The sequence below is a fragment of the Streptomyces sp. NPDC057697 genome (assembly GCF_042799335.1).
Lineage (GTDB): Bacteria > Actinomycetota > Actinomycetes > Streptomycetales > Streptomycetaceae > Streptomyces.
In genome coordinates, this window is record NZ_JBHVJA010000009.1 from 149,417 (window position 1) to 168,785 (window position 19,369).

The 19,369-nt window shown below is 72.3% G+C and carries 15 protein-coding genes and 2 pseudogenes; 9 read left to right on the forward strand and 8 right to left on the reverse strand.

Annotated elements, in window-relative coordinates:
- Positions 1 to 101: 101 nt before the first annotated feature.
- Positions 102 to 497 (reverse strand): hypothetical protein, encoded by a 396-nt coding sequence (locus ACFVFH_RS23150; protein ID WP_383771808.1) that lies wholly within the window; start codon positions 495 to 497, stop codon positions 102 to 104.
- 285 nt (positions 498 to 782) lie between these two features.
- Between ACFVFH_RS23150 and ACFVFH_RS23155 the strand changes: the two genes are divergently transcribed.
- A complete protein-coding gene (locus ACFVFH_RS23155) occupies positions 783 to 1,232 on the forward strand; it encodes an SAV_915 family protein (protein ID WP_383771810.1) in 450 nt (149 codons plus the stop codon).
- Between the two features lie 17 nt (positions 1,233 to 1,249).
- A complete protein-coding gene (lysA, locus tag ACFVFH_RS23160; RefSeq protein ID WP_383771812.1) occupies positions 1,250 to 2,743 on the forward strand; it encodes a diaminopimelate decarboxylase in 1,494 nt (497 codons plus the stop codon).
- Positions 2,744 to 2,800: 57 nt separating this feature from the next.
- Here the strand turns inward: lysA and ACFVFH_RS23165 are convergent, their stop codons facing one another.
- Positions 2,801 to 3,553 carry a DUF4118 domain-containing protein gene (locus tag ACFVFH_RS23165; protein WP_383771814.1) on the reverse strand — a complete coding sequence of 251 codons (753 nt, stop codon included), beginning with the start codon at positions 3,551 to 3,553 and terminating at the stop codon, positions 2,801 to 2,803.
- A 127-nt stretch (positions 3,554 to 3,680) separates the two neighbouring features.
- Positions 3,681 to 7,907 carry a S8 family serine peptidase gene (locus tag ACFVFH_RS23170; protein ID WP_383771816.1) on the reverse strand — a complete coding sequence of 1,409 codons (4,227 nt, stop codon included), beginning with the start codon at positions 7,905 to 7,907 and terminating at the stop codon, positions 3,681 to 3,683.
- A 91-nt stretch (positions 7,908 to 7,998) separates the two neighbouring features.
- Between ACFVFH_RS23170 and ACFVFH_RS23175 the strand changes: the two genes are divergently transcribed.
- Together ACFVFH_RS23175 and ACFVFH_RS23180 are read left to right on the forward strand one after the other, a co-directional pair.
- A complete protein-coding gene (locus ACFVFH_RS23175) occupies positions 7,999 to 8,961 on the forward strand; it encodes a helix-turn-helix domain-containing protein (RefSeq protein ID WP_383771818.1) in 963 nt (320 codons plus the stop codon).
- Between the two features lie 61 nt (positions 8,962 to 9,022).
- Complete coding sequence (locus ACFVFH_RS23180) at positions 9,023 to 11,053, forward strand: prolyl oligopeptidase family protein (protein ID WP_383771820.1); 2,031 nt, start codon at positions 9,023 to 9,025, stop codon at positions 11,051 to 11,053.
- 18 nt (positions 11,054 to 11,071) lie between these two features.
- Here ACFVFH_RS23180 and ACFVFH_RS23185 read toward each other — a convergent pair whose 3' ends face one another.
- The 3 genes and pseudogenes from ACFVFH_RS23185 to ACFVFH_RS23195 form a co-directional block, all read right to left on the reverse strand.
- Positions 11,072 to 12,061: a CehA/McbA family metallohydrolase gene (locus tag ACFVFH_RS23185; RefSeq protein WP_383771822.1), complete on the reverse strand. Its 990-nt coding sequence runs from the start codon at positions 12,059 to 12,061 to the stop codon at positions 11,072 to 11,074.
- Between the two features lie 288 nt (positions 12,062 to 12,349).
- Positions 12,350 to 12,517 (reverse strand): annotated as a pseudogene (locus ACFVFH_RS23190) (transposase); the annotation flags it as partial.
- Positions 12,518 to 12,761: 244 nt separating this feature from the next.
- Entirely contained in the window at positions 12,762 to 13,643 is an 882-nt protein-coding gene (locus ACFVFH_RS23195; RefSeq protein WP_383771824.1) for a helix-turn-helix domain-containing protein, read from the reverse strand.
- 177 nt (positions 13,644 to 13,820) lie between these two features.
- Here ACFVFH_RS23195 and ACFVFH_RS23200 point away from each other — a divergent pair, with 177 nt between their 5' ends.
- From ACFVFH_RS23200 to ACFVFH_RS23215, 4 genes are all read left to right on the forward strand, one after another.
- Complete coding sequence (locus ACFVFH_RS23200; protein WP_383771826.1) at positions 13,821 to 14,759, forward strand: alpha/beta hydrolase; 939 nt, start codon at positions 13,821 to 13,823, stop codon at positions 14,757 to 14,759.
- Positions 14,760 to 14,808: 49 nt separating this feature from the next.
- Positions 14,809 to 15,723 carry an alpha/beta hydrolase gene (locus ACFVFH_RS23205; protein ID WP_383771828.1) on the forward strand — a complete coding sequence of 305 codons (915 nt, stop codon included), beginning with the start codon at positions 14,809 to 14,811 and terminating at the stop codon, positions 15,721 to 15,723.
- Positions 15,724 to 15,796: 73 nt separating this feature from the next.
- A complete protein-coding gene (locus ACFVFH_RS23210; protein ID WP_383771830.1) occupies positions 15,797 to 16,177 on the forward strand; it encodes a DUF2255 family protein in 381 nt (126 codons plus the stop codon).
- Between the two features lie 202 nt (positions 16,178 to 16,379).
- The gene (locus ACFVFH_RS23215) at positions 16,380 to 17,543 is read left to right on the forward strand and encodes a low temperature requirement protein A (protein ID WP_383771832.1); all 1,164 of its coding nucleotides are present in this window, start codon (positions 16,380 to 16,382) and stop codon (positions 17,541 to 17,543) included.
- Positions 17,544 to 17,853: 310 nt separating this feature from the next.
- On the opposite strand, the gene ACFVFH_RS23220 is transcribed toward ACFVFH_RS23215, so the two are convergent.
- Both ACFVFH_RS23220 and ACFVFH_RS23225 read right to left on the reverse strand, forming a co-directional pair.
- Entirely contained in the window at positions 17,854 to 18,381 is a 528-nt protein-coding gene (locus ACFVFH_RS23220; protein ID WP_383771834.1) for an IS5 family transposase, read from the reverse strand.
- Between the two features lie 121 nt (positions 18,382 to 18,502).
- A pseudogene (locus ACFVFH_RS23225) lies at positions 18,503 to 18,553 on the reverse strand (hypothetical protein); the annotation flags it as partial.
- A gap of 242 nt (positions 18,554 to 18,795) precedes the next feature.
- Here ACFVFH_RS23225 and coaD point away from each other — a divergent pair.
- Positions 18,796 to 19,269, forward strand: a complete 474-nt coding sequence (gene coaD, locus ACFVFH_RS23230) for a pantetheine-phosphate adenylyltransferase (RefSeq protein WP_383771836.1) — start codon at positions 18,796 to 18,798, stop codon at positions 19,267 to 19,269.
- The last annotated feature ends 100 nt before the right edge of the window (positions 19,270 to 19,369 follow it).

The window sequence follows — 19,369 nt, forward strand, 5'->3', positions numbered from 1 at the left end:
GGACACACGGCGGCCCGGATCCGGCCCGGCCCGGCGAGGGCCGGGGCGGCGGGGAGGGGGCGGGAGCGCCCCGCCCGGGGCGGGCGGCCGTGCCGGTCCTGTCAGGTCCGCGCCACGCACAGGGCCGTGAGGATGCACCGCCCGCCGAGAAGGCCACGACCGGGCGCCCGAGCCGTCCGGCCGCCCGGCAGGGCGCAGGCGGGGGCCGGGGGCCGGACCTCTGCCGGGAGCGCCCCGCCCGGGGCGGGCGGCGGCGGGGCGTCGACGCGGATCCAGTCCGCCGCGTGGTCCGGCTCGGGACAGCACGGCGCCGGATCGGGAGTCGAGGTCGTCGCCGGATCGGGAGCAGAGGTCGTCGCCGGAACGGAGGGGGCGGCCGCCGACACCGCGGCCGCCGACATCGCGGTCATCGGATCGTGATGGGCGCCGAACGCCGGGCCGTGGCTGTGCGCGCAGCCCAGGAGGTGGAAGGCCACCCAGAGCAGCACGAGGAGCACGCCACTGTCCCACCTGCGGCGATGTGCCGGGGGGAACGACGCCGCACCGATCATTGACTCAAAGTACCCAACTGGACACACAAAGTCACACCAGTGGATCGGCCCGCCGTCACGCGCCCCGGCGGTGTCGGACGGCGGCGCCGCCGTAAATCGCGCGTCAAAGGGCGTACGTGCGGGATCAAGGGGCCGCTAACGAGGACGTCCGGCCCGGCGGGAGCGGCATAGCGTCGTGCCGTGCCATGGACGTGGCGATGCGCCAGCCGTCCCGATCCCACGAGGAGTGCCATGAACGACAACCGGCGTACCGAGGACCCCGCCCCCCTCCAGGAGGACCCCGATCCGCTTCAACCGGACCGGGCCGGCGCCCTGTTCGTTCCGGTCAGGCCGGGGCCGGCGGGCTGCTGCGCCCGCCTCTTCCGTACGCCGCTCGGCGTGCGTACCGCCGTCGCCTTCACCGACGAGCGGCAGCTGATCCGCACGCTCGGACGGCGCCAGGCCTGGGTCCGGCTCGCCGAGCCCGCGGTACGCGCCCTCGTCGCGCCCCTGGGAGTCGTCGAACTCGTCGTCGACCCCCGGCTCGCCGTCCCGGGCCCCGGCACCGCCCCCGGCGGCCGGCGCGCCCACCGTCCGGTCCCCGCGCCGCAGCGCGCACGCCGGGCGGTCCGCAGGCCACGGCCGGCCGAGGCGGTACGCGCGCCCGGATCCCCGTCGCTGTCCGCCACGTCGGCCTCCTGACGGGCGGGGAAAACACCATGACCACGCCCCTGCCCGCGACGCCGTCATCGACGGTGCGCGATGCCGCCCCCGCACCCGCCACGCCGTCGTCGTCGGTGTGTGATGCCGCCGTCTCGCCCGCAGCATCGGAACCGGCCGTGCCCGATGCGGCCCTCTCGCGTGCGACGCCGGAACCGGCCGTGCCCGGCGCCGACCCCCCGGCCTCCGGCACCGCCGCGAGTCTCTCCGTCTGGCCCGCCTCGGCGCGGCTCGCCTCCCGTGGCGACATCGCGGTCGGCGGTGTCTCCCTCGTCGAGGCCGCCGAGCGGTTCGGCACCCCGGTCTACCTTCTCGACGAGCGCGAGGTCCGGGAGCGCTGCCGTACCTATCTGCGCTCCTTCCCGGACACCGAAGTCGTCTACGCGGCGAAGGCGTTCCTCTGCCGCGCCCTCCTGCGCTGGGTGCGGGAGGAGGGCCTCGGGCTGGACGTCTGCTCGGCGGGCGAGCTGGAGTTCGCCGTGACCACCGGCTTCCCGCCCGGACGCATCGTGCTGCACGGCAACGCCAAGAGCCCCGACGACCTGGAGGCCGCACTGCGCCTGGGCGTCGGGCGCATCGTGATCGACAGCGCGTGGGAGATCGCCCGGCTCGCCGCGCTGGTCCCCCACGGCACCCGCCAGAAGGTCCTGGTGCGTGTCGTCCCGGGCGTGCACGCGGGCGGGCACGCCGCGGTCCGCACCGGCACCGACGACCAGAAGTTCGGCCTGTCGATCACCGACGGAAGCGCTCAGCACGCCGTCGCCCGGATCCTCGACCAGCCACGGCTGGAACTCGTCGGGCTGCACTGCCACATCGGCTCCCAGATCAGCACGGCCAAGCCGTATCTGACCGCGCTGCGGCGGGTCGTCGGCCTGCTCGCCCAGATCCGCCACCAGCACGGCATCGTCCTGCCGGAGCTGGACCTCGGCGGCGGACACGCGGTCGCCTACCGGCCGGGGGAGACCGCGCTCGACATACCGTCCCTCGGTGCCCGCGTCCGCCGGGAACTGGCCACGAGCTGCGCCGCGGCCGGGCTCCCCGTGCCCCGGCTCACGATCGAGCCCGGCCGCGCCCTGGTCGGGCCCGCGGGCGTGGCGCTCTACCGGGTGCTCGCGGTGAAGAGGACCGGCGAACGGACCTTCGTGGCCGTGGACGGCGGGATGAGCGACAACCCCCGGCCGGCGCTCTACGGCGTACGGTACGCACCCCGGCTCGTCGGCCGCCGCTCGACGGCCGCGCCCCGCACGACGACCGTCGTCGGCCGGCACTGCGAGGCGGGCGACGTGCTCGCCGCCGATGCGGCCCTGCCCGGTGACATCCGCCCCGGCGACCTGGTGGCCGTCCCGGTCGCGGGCGCCTACCACCTCTCCATGGCGTCCAGCTACAACGCGGTCGGCCGCCCGCCGGTGGTCGCCGTCGCGGACGGCCGGGCACGGCTGCTGGTCCGACGCGAATCCCTCGCCGACATCGGCGGCCGCGACATCGGTCCGTGAACCCCCGCGCCCCGCGCGCCCGCGCCCCGCGCGCCCGTACCGGAGGGCCGCACCCGGTCAGCGCTGTCCCTTCGGGCCGGTCGCCGCCATGGCCTCGCCCGCCTGGTCGGCCAGGGTCACCGCCACCAGCCGCACCTGCAACGGGGCGGGCTCCGCGCCGGGCGCCGGCGCGAGCATGAACCTGCCGTAGTAGTGCCCGTTGCCGGTCGCACGGAGCTCGATCTCCTCCTGCGGCCAGCCCCTGCGCTCCACGTCCCAGGTCCGCCGCCCGACCACCACGTCACCGTCCTGCTCCAGCCTCGGCGGATGCCCCAGCAGGGTCCCGTACTCGAACCGGCAGCCCTTCAGCCCCAGCAGCCGGGTCAGTTCGCCCCGGACGTGGTCGACCACCGCGTCGGGGGAGGTCGTCGACCCGGCCAGCTGCGCGGTGTCGTGGATGGCGGCCAGATGGCCGGCGTCGGTGATGGCGACCACCCGGAGCCGTCGGGCGCGTGCCGCGAGCTGCGAGACGGCCAGCCCCACGACCAGGAGCAGCACGGCCGTCTGGACGTCGTCGCCGCCGCCGATGGTGAAGCGCTCGTACGGCGCGGTGAGGAAGAAGTCGAACCAGGCCGCGGCCGAGAGCGCGGCGAGCGCACCGGCCACCCGGTTGCCGATCGCGGCCACCGCCACGACGACCACGACGAGGATCAGCGCCGAGTTCGTGGTCGTGAGATCCGTACGGAAGGGCACCAGGAGCCCGGCCACGGCGGCCGGGCCGAGCAGGGCGGCGGCCAGGGCCGCTCCGTCCCGCAGGGGGAAACCGGACATGCCTGCCTCCTGAGGTCTGTCTTCCACGATGCTCCTCCGCCGCCCGAACCGGTAGCGGGGACGCCGCCGGAACGCCCGTGGGGCACCCGGACGGAACCTCCGTCCGGGTGCCCCACGGGTGTGGTGATCAGCGGCGCAGGTCGAGACGGTGCACGCCGCCGTCTACGGTGCCGACGTAGAGCGCGCGGCCGTCGGGGCCCGCGGCCAGTGCGGTGACGTCGGTGTTCTGCAGTCCGGTGGAGATGTTCTGCCAGCTCCGGCCGCCGTCGGTGCTGCGCAGCACGCCGCGGCCGCCCTGCGGGAGGCCGCTGGCCCGGGAGCCGGTGGTCGCCGCGTACCAGGTGTCCTTCACCCGCAGCAGGTCGGAGACATGGACGGCGAGGGTGCCGGTGTCCGCGGCGCGGAAGGTCCGGCCGCCGTCGCCGCTGACGCGTACGCTGTCGCCGCCGACGACCAGACGCCGTCCGTCGAGGGCGATCGCCGAGACCGGGCCGTCGGCGACCTTGGTGACGGTCACCCCGCCGTCGTCCGACCGGTAGAGACCGGAGGTGTTGCCGAGCCACAGGCGCCGCGGATCGGCGGGATCGCCCACGAGGGTGCCGAAGAAGCGGTCGTGGTACAGGTTCTTCCACGTCGCGCCGCCGTCGCTGGTGGCGAACAGCCCCTCGCCCTGAAGGCTCCGGAAACCGACCATCACCCGGTTCGGATCGGCGGGGTGGACCAGCAGCGCCGTCGGCACCTCCGCCGACGTGCCCCGCGTCTGCCAGGTGGCACCGCCGTCACGGCTGCGCTCGACGGTGAACGCGCCGAACCCGGTGCGGCGGACCTTCCAGACCACCTTCGGGTCCTTGGCCGACACGGCGAGCTGCGGGACGCCCACGCCCCGTCCGCCTTCGCCGCCCGACTTGCCCCATTCCGGGTTCGTGACGGGCAGGGCGGTGCGGTAGACCGCGCTGTCGGTGGCCGCGAGCAGCCGCCCGTCACTGACCACGAGGTCGTTGACGGTCAGCCCCTGGACGCCGATCCTCCGGTACCCGGAACCGTCCGCGGCGCCGCGGTAGAGGCCGTCCTGCTCGCTGGAGACGGTGACGGAGCCGTCGGCCCACCGGTCGTAGTCCACCGGCAGCGCCGCGCGCGAGGGCGCCGGCGCCTCGGCCCACGTCCGTCCGTGGTCGCGGCTGAGCCGGCCGGCGCCGGACGTGGTGCTCAGATACAGGTCGCCGCCGGAGGCGGTCAGACGCAGGCCGCCCTCCGTCAGGGGCAGCAGGGTGCTCCAGGTGTCCCCGCCGTCGTGGGAACCGACCACTCCGCGGCCCGGGACGTACACCGCCACGACGGAGGCGTCGACGGCCAGCCCGCCGACGCCCCCGTCGGACGATTCGAAGAGCGGCCGCGCGTCGCCGGGGTTGCCCGAACCGATGGCGGAGCGGGCCCAGACACCGTGATACGTCGTCAGGTACAGGGTGTCGCCCGTGATGGCGGCGTCGGTGACGGCACCGGTGACACCGGTCGGATACGTCGTCCAGTGGTCGCCCGCGTCCGTGCTGACCAGCAGCGCGTCCGAGGTGACCGCGACCAGGGTGCGGGTCCGCTCGTCGGCGGCGAGCGCCGCGACGCGGGTGTCCGGGAAGTCGAGCGTGCGCCAGGTGCGCCCGTTGTCGTCGGTGCGCAGCACGGCGCCCCGGCGACTGCCGTCGTGGACGCTGTTCACCGCGTACCACCAGCGGTCGGGGTTGCCCGCGTCGATAACGAGCGGCCCCGTGCCGTCCGCGACCGGGAGCCGGCCCAACTGGCGCCAGGAGGCGCCGCTGTCGGTGGTCAGCCAGGGGGCGGCCTTCTGGAACTGGGTGAGTACGGCCTGCTTCGGCCGCCCCGGCGCGAGCGCGACGGCACCGGCCTCGCTGTTGGGTCCGACCGGCTTCCAGCGGTCGTCGCGGCTGTCGGCCGGGGTGACCTCGAACGCGCTGGTGCCGGTGAGCAGTTGCCCGGTACCGGCGGTGCCGCGCACCGAGACCCGGTAGGTACCGGCCGTGCCGCCCGTCACCGGGGCGCGGTAGTAGCCGGTGGCGGGGTCGAGGGTGGAGGCGTACCGGACGGCCCTGCCGTGCGGCGGGGTGACGGTGACGACGGGCGGTGCGGCCAGCCGGGTCGGCGGCGCGATGTGCACGGTCGAACGACCGTCGCTCGGGTCGGGTGCGGCCTGGACGGCGAGGTGCCGGACGGCGAGCAGGTAGGGCACCGCGATCACCGGTCCCCGGTCGGGCGTCGCCGTGAGACGGCCGCCGATCTCGGTGTCGGCGGCCGGACGGGCGACGCGCAGGGAGACGGTGACGGTGGCGGTCCGCCCGGCCGGTACGGTGACGATCCTCGGCCAGACCGTGGCCGCGCCGTCGGTCCGCAGCGAGGCCCTGACCGGACGCCTGCCGGGGTTGCGCAGGGTCACCTTCGCGGTGCCACCGACCCGGCTCCGGGACAGATCGGCGAGCCCGAACGACACCGACGGCGGTGCGGCGCTCAGGGTGGCCGAGGCGGCCGCGGCCACATCGAGCCGGCCCGAGCCCCGTGCCGTGGGCCCGGGGGAGGCGAGCGGCTTCGCGGTGCCGATCAGCTCCGCCTTGATCTCGGCGGGCGTCCGCCCCGGGTGCAGCTGGCGCAGCAGCGCCGCGGCTCCGGCGACGTGCGGGGCCGCCATCGACGTACCCGACATGCGGTACTGGCCGGGCCCGTACAGCGACTTGGGCACGGTCGAGCGGATCTCCACGCCCGGCGCGACCAGATCGGGCTTCAGGCCGAAGTCCGGCGCGGGACCGCGCGAGGAGAACGAGGCGATCCTGTCGGTGGTGTCGGTGGAGCGCAGGGTCACCGACACCTTCCCGGCGGCGAGCCGGGAGCTCAGTTCCGTGTACTGGGTCGAGTCGATGCCCATGACGACCAGCCGGTCCATGCGCAGCGAGTCGCCGGAGGCATCGGTCCGCGCGGGCGAGGACGGCACCTGCACCACCCCCGGCTCGGGGTTCACCTCCGGTGGCCGTACCTCTCCCGCTCCGGCGGCGAACACCGGGCCGTCGGCGGACGGCAGACCTGCGAGCACCGCGATCGCGCCGCGCTTCTCCGCCTCCCGCGCCCACTCCACGGCGCTCGCCGTCAGGTACTGGACGTCGGAGGCGACGAGCATGCGGGCCCGCACGATCTTTCCGCGTACGTCACCGGCCCGCTTCCAGTCCTCGGCGGTGCCCTCGCCGACGTCGACGAGGGGCGCGGTGACGGGGTGCTCCGGCGGGTTCGCGGACAGGATGCCGCGGTAGCTCTGGATCAACTCGGGCTTCCTGCCCGCCAGATAGGCGCTCGGCAGCCGCAGGTTGCTGGTCGACGCGCCGACCGAGAGCACGCCGTCGGCCGTGCCGGGCGTGCTGACCGTGCCCGCGCCGGGTCCGTCGTTGCCGGCCGCGGCCACCACGACCACACCCGCCCGTACGGCCGCGGTCGCGGCGCGGCCCAGCGGATCGGTGCCGTCACCGGGGCCGCCGAGGCTCATGTTGATGACATCGGCGCGGTGCGGATTGGCGGGGTCGGAGGCCGCCTCGATCCCCGCGATGATGTCCGAGGTGTAGCCGGAGCCGTCGGCGTCCATGACCTTGTACGCCAGCAGCTCCGCGCCGGGCGCCACTCCGGTGATGCCGCCCTTGGCGGCGGCCTTTCCCGCGACGATGCCCGCGACGTGGGTGCCGTGGCCGTTGTCGTCCATCGGGTCCTCGTCGTCGTTCACGAAGTCGTGCCCGCCGACGACCTTGTGGCCCTTGCCGAGCCCGCCACCGAGGTCCGGGTGGGTGTAGTCCACCCCGCTGTCCAGGATCGCGACGGTGGTGCCCCTGCCGGTGACGCGGTGTCCGGCGGGGTCCTTGCGCTCGTGTACGGCGGGCGCGCCGATCAGCGGCACACTCGCGTCCGTCTTCGTCAGCACCCGGGTGTCGGGGCGGACGGCGGTGACGCCCGGCAGCGAGGAGAGCCGCGCCACCTCGGACGCGGGCACCGTCATCGCCACGGCGTCGATGAGCAGGCCCAGCTTTCGGGTGGCGGAGGGGTGCAGCCCGGCGCGCCTCGCCGAACCGAGGAACGTCTCCTGCCGCGCGTCGAGCGCCCGGCGGGCTTCCCCGACACCGCGGACCGCCTCGGCGGACAGCAGCGATCCACCGGGTGCGGCGGTGACCGCGGGGCTCCCGGACAGTTCGACGAGGACGCGTTGCGCGGGTCCGGGCGCGGACGCGCCGGCGGCGACCGGGGACGCCGCCAGCAGACCGGCGAGGACAACGGCGGCGAGAGCGGCCTGACTCGATCTTCGTGACTTCATTGCCATGCGTAAAGGTCCTACTGGTGAGCGCACTTGCCGCACAACTGATCTTCGTGGCCCATTGCTGCCGCTGGCACCACTGGGCCACGATCCGTCCATGACCCCCGAGACTTCTCAGCTCACCGCGGCAGGCATCGATCCGTTCGACGAGAGCGTCTACCGCGCCGTCCTGACCCGGCGTACGGCGGCCCCCGCCGAACTCACCGCAGACCTCGGATGTTCGGCCGAGCGTGTCGCCAGGGCGCTGGACCGGCTCCGCGACCACGGACTGGTCGGCAGACTCGCCGGCGCCCGCCGCCGGTACGCCGCGATCGAGCCGGGAGCCGCCGTCGAGGCCCTGGTGCGGGCCAGGACCAATGAGCTGGACCGGGTCCGTACGGCGGCCGGTGAACTGTCCCGGCTGTTCGCCGCCGCGCGCACCGGCGCGACCGACGAGGACGAGGTGGAGATCACCACCGGAAGCGAGGCCCTCGGCCGCTGGTTCGTCCGCCTCCAGCAGGAGGCCCATGAGGACGTGATGACCCTGGACCGGCCCCCGTACGCCCTCACCACCTCCAACCCCGTGGAGGCGACGGCGCTCGGCCGCGGCGTGCGCTACCGCGCGGTCTACGCCCCCGAGGCGCTGGAATGGCCGGGCGTCCTCGACGACATCCGCGAGCTGGTCCGGCACGGCGAACAGGCCCGCGTCCTGCCCGGCCTGGGCATCAAGCTCGCCATCGCCGACCGGAAGCTCGCCCTGATGCCGCTCTCCCTCGATCTCGACGACGTGCGGGCCGCGGTGATCCGCCCGTCCACCCTGCTCGACGCCCTCACCGGCTACTGGGAGATGTGCTGGAAGCAGGCCGTACCCCTCAACGCGCCCGCCGAGGACCCCCTCGGCGAGGAGGACCGGCTCGTACTGACCCTCCTGGTCAGCGGTCTCAAGGACGAGGCGATAGCCCGTCAGCTCGGCTGGTCCGTCCGCACCATGCGCCGCCGCATCAGCCGTCTGCACGACCTCCTCGGCGCCGCCAACCGCTTCCAGGCCGGGGTGATCGCGGCCCGCCGCGGCTGGCTGTGACCCCCCGTCCCCGGACGGCGGAGCGTGGATGTGGTCACGGCCGGCGGCCGGTGCCTGCACAATGCGGTGTGTGAGTGATGAAGATCCGTACCTGTGGCTGGAAGACATCGACGGCGAGGCCGCGCTCCGATGGGTGGCCGAGCGGAACGCCGAGACGGACGCGGCACTGGCCGCCGACGCCGGGTTCACCGGCCTCAAGGAGCGCCTGCGGGAGGTGCTGGACGCCTCGGACCGCATTCCCCGCACGGTCCGGCACGGCTCGTACCTCTACAACTTCTGGCGGGACGCCCGGAACGCGCGTGGAGTGTGGCGGCGCACGACCCTGGAGCAGTACCGCAAGGACGACCCCGAGTGGGAGATCCTGCTCGACGTCGACGCGCTCGCCGAGGCGGAGGACGAGAAGTGGATCTGGGCGGGGGCGCAGCTGCGCCACCCCGACCACGGCCGGGCCCTGGTGTGCCTGTCGCGGGACGGCGGTGACGCCGTCGTGGTCCGGGAGTACGACCTCGCCGCCCGCGCCTTCGTCGAGGACGGCTTCCGGGTGGCGGAGGCGAAGACACGGATCGGGTGGATCGACGCCGACACCGTCTTCGTCGGCACGGACTTCGGTCCGGGCTCCCTGACCGACGCCGGGTATCCGCGCACGGTCCGCAGATGGCGGCGCGGCACGCCGCTGGAGGACGCCGCCCAGGTCTTCGAGGCCGACACGGGAGACGTGGCCGCCTGGGCCTGGCACGACACCACGCCCGGATTCGAACGGGACTTCGTCGCCCGGTGGCTGGACTTCTTCCGCAGCGAGATGTTCCTGCTGACCCCGGACGCCACGCTCACCAGGATCGACGTTCCGGACGACGCCACCGCCTACGCCCATCGCGGATACCTGATCGTCGCCCCGAAGTCCGCCTGGCTCGGACAGCCGGCCGGTTCCCTGCTGGCGTTCGACTTCGACGCCTTCCTGGCGGGGGACCGCACCGCGCAGGTGCTTTTCACCCCGGACGAGCGGACGGCCCTCGCGGGGCACTCCTGGACCCGCCACCATCTGCTCCTGGAGACGATGCGGGACGTCAGCACCCGCATCGAGGTGCTCACCCCCGCCTCCGGGGGCGGCTGGACGCGCCGTGCGCTCGCCGACGTCCCCGCGCTGTCCTGCGTCGCGGTCGCGGACACGGATCCGGACGTCTCCGACGAGTACTTCCTCGACGTGTCGGGCTTCCTGCAGCCGTCCACCCTCCACCACGGCCGGGTCGACGCGGACTCGGAGATCCTCAAGCAGGCCCCGGCCCGCTTCGGCACGGAGGGGCTTGCGGCCGAGCAGTTCTTCGCGACCTCCCCGGACGGCACCCGGGTGCCGTACTTCGTGATCGGCCCCGCCGGCGCCCCCGACGGCCCCGGCCCCGCGCTGCTGTACGGCTACGGCGGGTTCGAGGTCTCGCTCACCCCCTCCTACGACGCGGTGACGGGCCGGGCGTGGCTGGAGCGCGGCGGCACCTACGTGGTCGCGAACATCCGGGGCGGCGGCGAGTACGGGCCGGACTGGCACCGGGCCGCGCTCGGCGCGCAACGGCCCCGAGCCTACGAGGACTTCGCCGCCGTCGCCGGGGACCTCGTCGCACGGGGCATCACCACCCCGGCCATGCTGGGCGCCATGGGAGCGAGCAACGGCGGCCTCCTCATGGGCGCGATGCTCACCCGCTTCCCCCACCTGTTCGGCGCCCTCGTCGTACAGGTGCCGCTGCTGGACATGCTCCGCTTCCACAAGCTCCTCGCGGGCGCCTCCTGGACCGCCGAGTTCGGCGACCCGGACTCCGAGGCCGACCGGCCCCACCTCCAGGAGCTCTCCCCGTACCACCGGCTCACCGCGGACCGGGCCTACCCGCCGGTCCTGCTGACCACCTCGACCCGTGACGACCGCGTCCACCCCGGCCACGCCCGCAAGGCCGCCGCCCGGCTGCGCGAGCTGGGGCAGCCGGTCCTCCTCCACGAGAACACCGGCGGCGGCCACGCGGGCGCCGGTGACAACGAACAGACCGCCCACATCGAGGCCCTGGCGCACACCTTCCTGTGGCGCCACCTCGCCCGAGAGCGGGACTGACCGGACGGCGTCGCGCGCTCAGCCCAGGACGACCGGGTTGGCGAGCGCCGCCATCCGCCCGTCGGGGTGGCGCACCTCGACCCGGACGAACGAGGACTCGGCCGGGTCGGTGCGCCAGACGACGGTGCCCGCTCCCGATCCGGGCAGCGACGCGTGGTGCGCCCTTCCCCGCTCGGTGTGGAAGCCGACCGTGCCCGAGGGAACCCCGCGTACACCGACCCGTACCTCGACCGGAGCGCCCCGAGCCTCCAGCCGCTCGCCGACTCCGGCGCTCGCCCCACCGGCCGAGGCGGTGAAGGACAGTTCGACGGCGGCCGATCCGGCGATCCAGCTCCGGCCGGCCCGGATCGCGGCGAGGACCGCTCCGGTGCTCAGTCCGTCGGCGAGCACAACGGTGTGCGGGACGCCGATCTGGCCCTCCAGATGGGCGTCGCTGTTGCCCATCGCCGGACGCCATCGCCCCCGGTGGACGTCCGCGGCCAGTCCGCGTCCCCACTCGGCCAGGGCCGCCTCGTTGTCGGCGTTCCACGGCAGGTCCGAACTCCACCGCCCGTTCCACACCTCCACCGCGTCGAAGCCCTCGTACGGGTACATGAACGTGCCCGAGGCGTACGGTGCGTGCGGATGGGCGGCCACGCACAGCCCACCGGCCCGGTGCACCTCGTCCAGATGGCGGTCGATCCGCTCGTCGCGCAGCCCGTACCGCCAGTCGACCAGCTGTCCGGGGCGGATGCCCAGCGCGAGCCAGTGGCCGGTGCGGGTGGTGACCTCCTCGCCGAGGATCACCAGCAGGTCGTCGCCCGCGCAGGGGGTCCAGGCGCTGTGCGCCCCGGCCGTGTTGTGTTCGGTGGTGGCCAGGAAGTCCAGCCCCGCCGCGCGGGCGGCGGACGCGAGCCGGTCCGGCGTCAGCGTGCCGTCCGAGTGCACCGAATGCACATGGCAGTCGCCCCGGTACCAGCCGCGACCCCTGCCCGCCACCCGCGTGGGCGGGAATTCCTGCTCGGGCATCCGTTCCTCCTGCTGTCTCGACGCGGACCCGCTGCTCCGAGACTGCCCAGGCGGTGCCACCTCATGGGCGCCGGGGCGGGCCACTTGCCGATCCGGCCCGATCGAGACGAAAGAACCGGGGTCCTTCTCCCTGAAAGTCCACGGGCGCCGGGAGATCGCGAGTCCGAGGGGTTCATGGCCATCGGGTTCGCCCCGGCCCGCCACCCCCTTTTTTTCCTGATACCGGCAGTGTGCCGGCGGGCTCGGCAGACGGTGGGGACCACCGGGACGGTGCAGCCGATGTCTCCATCAGCGCCGGCTGCCGCCAGAACGTGAGGCAAGGATGTGTTCCCAACTGCCGTCCACGGCCCAGCTGATCAGGCGTATGTGAGCAGTCCGGAACGAGCCGAGCTCGTCCGGCAGGTCTCGCCGAGGCGCGTACGTGCGGTACTTCCACGCGACGGCTTCCACGGTTCGGCGGTGGTCGGCCCGTCACCGGCCGCGGGGACCGGATCGGTCGGCATCGGCGGTTCGATGTGACGGCCTGGAGCCGGCTGCGGGGTTGGACGGGGGCCGGCGTCTGGCCACGCCTGGACGCCGCCCTGCTGACCGAGCTGTTCCGCGCCGAAGAACGGTTCACGGTCTCGGGCATGCCCGAGACCGTGCTGCGTAAGACCGGCGGCATCGAGACGACCCGCGTCGGCGGGCGGCTCAGCCTGATTCACGGGTGCGCCGCCGCGGTCGTCGCTGCCCAGGTGGCCAGCAGTTGCAGGCGCTCGGCAGTGGGGGAGGAGGGCTCGGCGATGTACGCGGACAGGGTGATGGAGGGAGAGGAGTCGAGGGTCAGTTCCTCGAAGCCCAGGATGAGCTCTCCGACCTGGTGGTGGTGGAGGGTCTTCCTGCCCGCGCGGTGGACGCCGACATCGTGAGCGGCCCAGCGGGTTCTGAAGTCGGTGCTTCGCGTGGACAGCTCGCCGACGAGCTGTATCAGCTGCTTGTCGTGCGGTGTCGCGCCGGCCTGGGCACGGAGGATGCGCACGCACGCGGCTGCCGCGTCGTCGAGGTCGTCGTAGAACCTGGCCGCGGCGGGGTCGAGGAAGACGACGGAGGCCAGGTTAGGCGGGGAGGCCGATGAGCGCCGGGTCGGGCTGGTGAAGGCCATGTCGAACAGGGCCCGGCCGAGAGCGTTCGACGCGAGGACATCGAGCCTCCTGCTCAGGGCGATGACGGGAGTGGCGCTCATCGCGTCGATGAGCAGCTGTACCTGCTGGGGCACGCCCGCCGCGGCCTTCGGCTGTCTCCTCGCCCGCGAGGGGCGGCGCGCAGTGCGCGCGAGGTCGTAGAGGTAGGCGCTCTCGTCCTCGGTCAGCTGCAAGGCACGGGCAAGGGCGTCGAGGACCTCGTCGGAGACCCCTGTCAGGTCGCCTTTCTCGATCCGGGTGTAGTAGTCGACCGAGACGCCGGAGAGCATCGCGACCTCCTCCCGGCGCAGGCCGGGGACGCGGCGCGCTCCGCCGCCCTTCGGGATGCCGGCCATGTCGGGGGTGATCTTCGCGCGGCGGGTGGCCAGGAAGTCCCGTACGCGCTCGTCCTTCGGTGCCATGACCTCACGCTATGGGCGATCGAGGCCAGGGGCCAGGTTCCGCCAGACCCCCCTCTGAGGGGGGTTCTATCGCAGCCTTCCACCCTCGATCGGGGGCAACCACAGTTGATGTCGTAAGAGCCGACGGGCGCCGGCCCGCGGCCGGGGCGACGATGAGCGGGATATCCAGGAGGAATCATGACTGAACGGACCGAGCGTGTGAGCTTCCGTTCTCCGGGGATGGCCTGGGATTTGGCGGGAATCCTGCACCTCCCTGCTGATTTCGACGAGAACGGCTCCTATCCGGCGATCGTGAGCGTTCACCCGATCGGCAGCTGCAAGGAACAGACCGCCGGCAACGTGTACGCGAAGGCGCTGGCGGAGGCCGGCTACGTGGTGCTGGTCTTCGACGCCAGTTACCAGGGTGAGAGCGGCGGGCAACCGCGCCTGATCGAGGATCCCGCGCAGCGCGTGGAGGACGTCCGCGTCGCGGTCGACCACCTCGTGACCCTGCCGTACGTCGATGCGGACCGCATCGGCGGGATCGGGGTCTGCGGGGGTGGCGGCTACGTCATCAACGCGACCATGACCGACCGCCGGATCAAGGCCGTCACCAGCATCACCGGCGTGAACTTCGGGCGCCTCAGCCGCGAGTCATTCGGCGGCTACGACCCGATCGGCGCTCTGGAGCAGATGGCGGCGCAGCGCACCGCCGAGGCCCGCGGCGCGGATCCGCGGGTCGACGATCTCCTGCCCGCCTCGGTCGAGGCCGGACGGGAGGCGGGGCTGAGGGACATCGACGTGCTGGAGGCCACGGACTACTACAAGACCGGCCGGGGACAGAGCGCGGGCGGTGCCACGAGCGCGGTGCTGTCGCGTCGCGCGGCGGCGATCGGCTGGGACGCGTTCTTCGGCGCCGAGCGGCTGCTCACCCAGCCGCTGCTGGTCGTGATCGGCGACAAGCCCGGCGGGTTCGGCGCCTACCGCGACGGCCAGGAGATCTACGGCCGCGCCGCCTCGAAGGACAAGCGGCTCCTCGTCGTGGAGGACACCTCGCACTACGACCTCTACGACCGGCCGGAGCCGACGCGCCAGGCCATCGAGGCCGCGACGGAGTTCTTCGGCACCCACCTGTGAGCCCGGCCCACCCGGAAACACCCATTCGGACATCAACCCGAGGAAAGTCATGAGCGAGAACATCAGCATCGAGACCCTCAACGGCTACGGCACCACCCTCGCCGCGGTGATCAACTTCCCGGAAGGCTTCGACGCGTCGAAGACCTACCCGGCGATCGTCGTTTCCCACCCGGGCGGCGGGGTGAAGGAGCAGGCCGCGGGCCTGTACGCGGGCAAGCTCGCCGAGCAGGGCTTCGTGACCGTCGCCTACGACGCCTCGTTCCAGGGCGCGAGCACCGGGGAGCCGCGACAGCTGGAGAACCCGCACATCCGCACCGAGGACGTCAGCGCCGTGGTCGACTACCTGACCACGCTCGATTACGTGGACAGCAGCCGCATCGGCGCGATGGGCATCTGTGCCGGGGCCGGCTACACCGCGAACGCCGCGATCAACGACCCCCGCATCAAGGCCGTGGGCACCGTGAGCCTCGTCAACATCGGCCAGATGTTCCGCAACGGCTGGACGGGCGACGTCGCCGACGCCGACGCGGCCCCCCTGCTCGCGATGGGCGCGGAAGCCCGCACAACCGATGTCCAGGGCAAGGACAACCCCTTCCCGCTGGCCCCGATGCGCGAGGAAGACGCGCCGAACGAGGAGCTGCGTCAGGCGTGGGAGTACTACCACACGCCGCGTTGCGAGCACCCCAACGCGCCGGGCTTCATGACCGCGCGCAGCCTGAGCCAGATCATCACCTACGACGCCTTCCACAAGGCCGAGGCGTTCCTCACGCAGCCGCTGCTGGTCGTCGCGGGCAGCGAGGCCGGATCGAAGTGGATGAGCGATGACCTGTTCGCGCGCGCCGCGAGCAAGGACAAGTCCTTCCACGTCGTCGAGGGATCGAACCACATGGAGCTCTACGACGGCGAGAAGGAGGTCGCCGAGGCCGTCAGCAAGCTCGGCCCCTTCTTCGCCGACAAGCTCTGACCCGGGCAGTCGTCGCTGCCCCGCACCGATCATGCCGGGCAGCATGACCGCAGACGCGAAAGGAAGACCGGCCATGGCCGTTTGGACCCCGGATGAGATCGAGCGCATCAACGCCGAGACCTACTTCACCGTCGGGGCGACCCTGCCGGATGGCACCACCCCGAAGACCGTGGACATCTGGTCCGTGCCCGTCGGGGACCGGATCTTCATCCGCTCCTACAACGGCACGCAGGGGAAGTGGTACGGGCCGGCCCTGAAGACCGGCCGGGGCCGGATCTCGGCCGGCGGGGTCGACAAGCCGGTGCGCTTCGTGCCCGTCGACCCCGACGACGAGAAGACCAACCAGGCCGTCGACGCCTCCTACCTGGAGAAGTACGCCGACAGCGAGTACTCGGTGACGATGTCGACCGAGCCCGTACGCCGCAACACCCTAGAGGTGGTCCCCGAGGAGTGAAGCCCCGGATGCGTGCAGCGGTCCGGGGCGGGTGACGCCCCGGACCGCACGACCTGTTCCGCCCGCCATCACCAGCCCGGTCTGCCGGTGCGAACGGTCAAGTCATCCCCGTCGTCCCACCCTCTACGGCAAGCGTCCGGGACCGGGCACCCCATCCCTGGTCGCGGACCTCCCATGACCAGGACACGGAGGCATCCCCGTCATGACCGTCGAATCCCGATTCCGGCTCGTCCCGATGCGGCCGCGCGACCCCGACGAGGAGGGCCGCACCGCCTCCACCCTCGAACTGTTCTTCGACCTCGTCTTCGTCGTCGCCGTCAGCATCGCCGCAGTGTCGCTCCACCACGCCCTTACGGACGGGCACGTCCTCGAAGGGATCCTCAACTACGGGATCGTGTTCTTCGGGATCTGGTGGGCCTGGATGAACTTCACCTGGTTCGCCACCTCCTTCGACACCGACGACTGGCTCTACCGAGTGCTCACCATCGTGCAGATGGGCGGCGTGCTCGTCCTCGCGTCCGGGATCAAACCGGCCTTCGAGGACCACGACTACTCGGTGCTGATCCTCGCCTACGTCGTCATGCGCCTGGCCCTGGTCGCCCAGTGGCTGCGCGCCTCCCGCTCCGCCGGACAGGCGCGGCGCGCCACGCTCATCTACGCCGGCGGCATCACCGGCGTCCAACTACTGTGGCTGGCCTCCCTGCTGCTGCCGGAATCGACGTTCTTCGTCGCCCTCGTCGTCCTGGTGGGCGCCGAACTTGCCGTGCCGATCGTCGCCGAGCGCACCGGCTCCACCCCGTGGCACCCGCACCACATCACCGAGCGCTACGGCCTGTTCACTCTCATCCTGCTCGGTGAGAGCCTGCTCGCGTCGGCCAACGCGATCATCGAGGCTCTCCACGAGGCCGACCACCTCACGCCTCTGATCGGCGTCGCCGCACTGACGCTGGTTGCCACCGCCGCCCTGTGGTGGATCTACTTCTGGCCGCCGCACCATCACGCCATCTCAAGCTTTTCCAGCTCCCTGGCCTACGGGTACGGCCACTTCTTCATCTTCGCCGCCGCCGGTGCGTTCTCCGCGGGCATCGAGGTCGAGATCGACGTGCTCACCGGGCACAGCGACCTCCACCAGCCCTGGGCATCGCTCTCCTACACGATCCCTCTGGCAGTGTTCGTCCTCGGCATCTGGGCCCTGGCGATCAGGCCGCACGCCGACCGCGTCGTCAACACCATCCTGCCCCTGGCCGGCCTCCTGATCCTGATCGACCCCCTGACCCCCGTCCCCTTCGCACTCACCGCGGTCATCCTCGCGGGCACCGTCGCCGTGCTCGTCTGGAGACAGCCGATCGACACCGCCAACGCCTAACCCTCCTCCCGGCCGTGTCGGAGATGAGCGAGGCGACTGTGCGGCGCCCGGAGTGCCCCGCGGTGGGGCAGGCGACGACAGGATGAGCCGGGCTGCCCACGGCATATGGCTCCAGGAGCTGGAGCATCTGTTCGTCGGTGCCGCCCAGGGGCGGCCAGCCGCGTGGTTATGCCCCCACACGAAGGTAGCGAGCAGGATCACGCCGGCCACAAGCAGAGCGAAGTCCCACGGACCGGCCCGGCATTGACGTTCGGCCTCGCTGAGGCCCTGAGCGAGGCGACGACACCGCTACCCAGCTGGCGAGCACCCCTCACTGATCGTTGGAGAATGAAGTTCGGAGGCGGCGAAGGCATATGAAGCTGCAAGCCAGTTCGAGCAGGCCCTGGTGAAGATCCGCACGTCGTTCGTAGCGGATGCGGAGCCGCTTGAACTGGTGCAGCCAGGCGAAGGCACGCTCGACCACCCACGCACCTTGCCCAGCCCGGAGCCGTGCGCCACGCCGCGCCGGGCGATCATCGGCTTGATGCCGCGCTTCCACAGCAGACGACGGTACTTGTCGAAACTTGTCGAAGTCGTAGCCCCGATCGGCATACCGACGCCGGGGGCTGCGGCGGGGACGGCCTCGCAGACCCCTAATCGCTGGGATTGCGTCCGGCAGTGGCCGGAGCTGGGTGACGTCATGGCGGTTGCCACCGGTGAGCGTGACGACGAGCGGGGTGCCATGGCGGTCGACGACCAGATGGTGCGTGGAGCCGGGACGGGCACGGTCGACGGGAGAGGGGCCGACGTGATCCCCCTTTGAGGGCCCGGACGTGCGAACCGTCCACGGCACAGTCATCCAGGTCCAGCAGGTCGGCGCGGCGCAGTTCGGTCAGCAGGGCGGCGTGCGGACGTGGCCGGACGCCAGCTTCGGTCCAGTCCCGCAGCCGGCGCCAGGCCGTTACGCCGGAGCAGCCCACGGTCTCGGCCGGGACATCACGCCAGGCGACACCGGTGCGCAAGACGTACATGACACCCGCGAAGGCCGCTCGGTCCGGAACACGGTGCCGATCAAGATCGTCGAGCACAAGACCCGTAGCTCAACTCATTCTGAAACGATCAGTAAGGCGTAGTCCCACGTGGCGCGTGATCTACGTGTGACGTTGCGGTTGTCCCGTCCCGCTGGATGTTCTCCCTGTCACGCTCGATCTTGGTGATGTGGCTGCCCCGGCACTTCACTACCAGGGGCGGTCGCTTGTTACTCTTTCCGCTCATGCGAGCCCTCTTCCCAGGATCCTTCGACCCGGTCACTCAAGGGCACCAGGACGTACTCCGGCGTGCTGCCCTCCTGTTCGACGAGGTCGTCGTGTGCGTGATGTTCAATTCGAACAAGACCGGCCGCTTGCCCATCACGGAACGGCTGGACCGGCTCCGCGCGGCAGCAACCGACTTGAGCAACGTCACGGTCGACTCCCACACCGGCGGCCTGCTGGTCGACTACTGCCGCCGAGCCGGAATCGACGTCGTCATCCGCGGAGTCCGCGGTGTTTCCGACCTGGACTACGAAATGCCGATGGCCCGCATGAACCACGAGCTGGCGGGAGTCGAAACGTTCTTCATCGCCGCCGACCCCGCCCTGGCCCACATCTCCTCCACCCTCGTCACCGCGATGAGTCAACAGGACCGTGTCCCGAATGATTTGAGCGAGCCTCTTCCAGCAGGTGGGGGCGGCAGCGGGGGTTCCTGAGAAGTGTCTTGCGTGGTGGGGCGGGCGAGCCGTTTGTAGCAGCAGAGAGCAGCGAGGCCAAGGAAGGCCGGGTAGTTGCGAGGATTTCGTTCGTAGCGTG

Bases quoted from the DNA above. Each gene is read 5' to 3' on its own strand.
- ACFVFH_RS23155 (WP_383771810.1), top strand. From the start codon at position 783: ATGAACGACAACCGGCGTACCGAGGACCCCGCCCCCCTCCAGGAGGAC.
- lysA (WP_383771812.1), top strand. From the start codon at position 1,250: ATGACCACGCCCCTGCCCGCGACGCCGTCATCGACGGTGCGCGATGCC.
- ACFVFH_RS23165 (WP_383771814.1), bottom strand. From the start codon at position 3,553: ATGTCCGGTTTCCCCCTGCGGGACGGAGCGGCCCTGGCCGCCGCCCTG.
- ACFVFH_RS23170 (WP_383771816.1), bottom strand. From the start codon at position 7,907: ATGGCAATGAAGTCACGAAGATCGAGTCAGGCCGCTCTCGCCGCCGTT.
- ACFVFH_RS23175 (WP_383771818.1), top strand. From the start codon at position 7,999: ATGACCCCCGAGACTTCTCAGCTCACCGCGGCAGGCATCGATCCGTTC.
- ACFVFH_RS23180 (WP_383771820.1), top strand. From the start codon at position 9,023: ATGCGGTGTGTGAGTGATGAAGATCCGTACCTGTGGCTGGAAGACATC.
- ACFVFH_RS23185 (WP_383771822.1), bottom strand. From the start codon at position 12,061: ATGCCCGAGCAGGAATTCCCGCCCACGCGGGTGGCGGGCAGGGGTCGC.
- ACFVFH_RS23195 (WP_383771824.1), bottom strand. From the start codon at position 13,643: ATGGCACCGAAGGACGAGCGCGTACGGGACTTCCTGGCCACCCGCCGC.
- ACFVFH_RS23200 (WP_383771826.1), top strand. From the start codon at position 13,821: ATGACTGAACGGACCGAGCGTGTGAGCTTCCGTTCTCCGGGGATGGCC.
- ACFVFH_RS23205 (WP_383771828.1), top strand. From the start codon at position 14,809: ATGAGCGAGAACATCAGCATCGAGACCCTCAACGGCTACGGCACCACC.
- ACFVFH_RS23210 (WP_383771830.1), top strand. From the start codon at position 15,797: ATGGCCGTTTGGACCCCGGATGAGATCGAGCGCATCAACGCCGAGACC.
- ACFVFH_RS23215 (WP_383771832.1), top strand. From the start codon at position 16,380: ATGACCGTCGAATCCCGATTCCGGCTCGTCCCGATGCGGCCGCGCGAC.
- ACFVFH_RS23220 (WP_383771834.1), bottom strand. From the start codon at position 18,381: ATGACTGTGCCGTGGACGGTTCGCACGTCCGGGCCCTCAAAGGGGGAT.
- coaD (WP_383771836.1), top strand. From the start codon at position 18,796: ATGCGAGCCCTCTTCCCAGGATCCTTCGACCCGGTCACTCAAGGGCAC.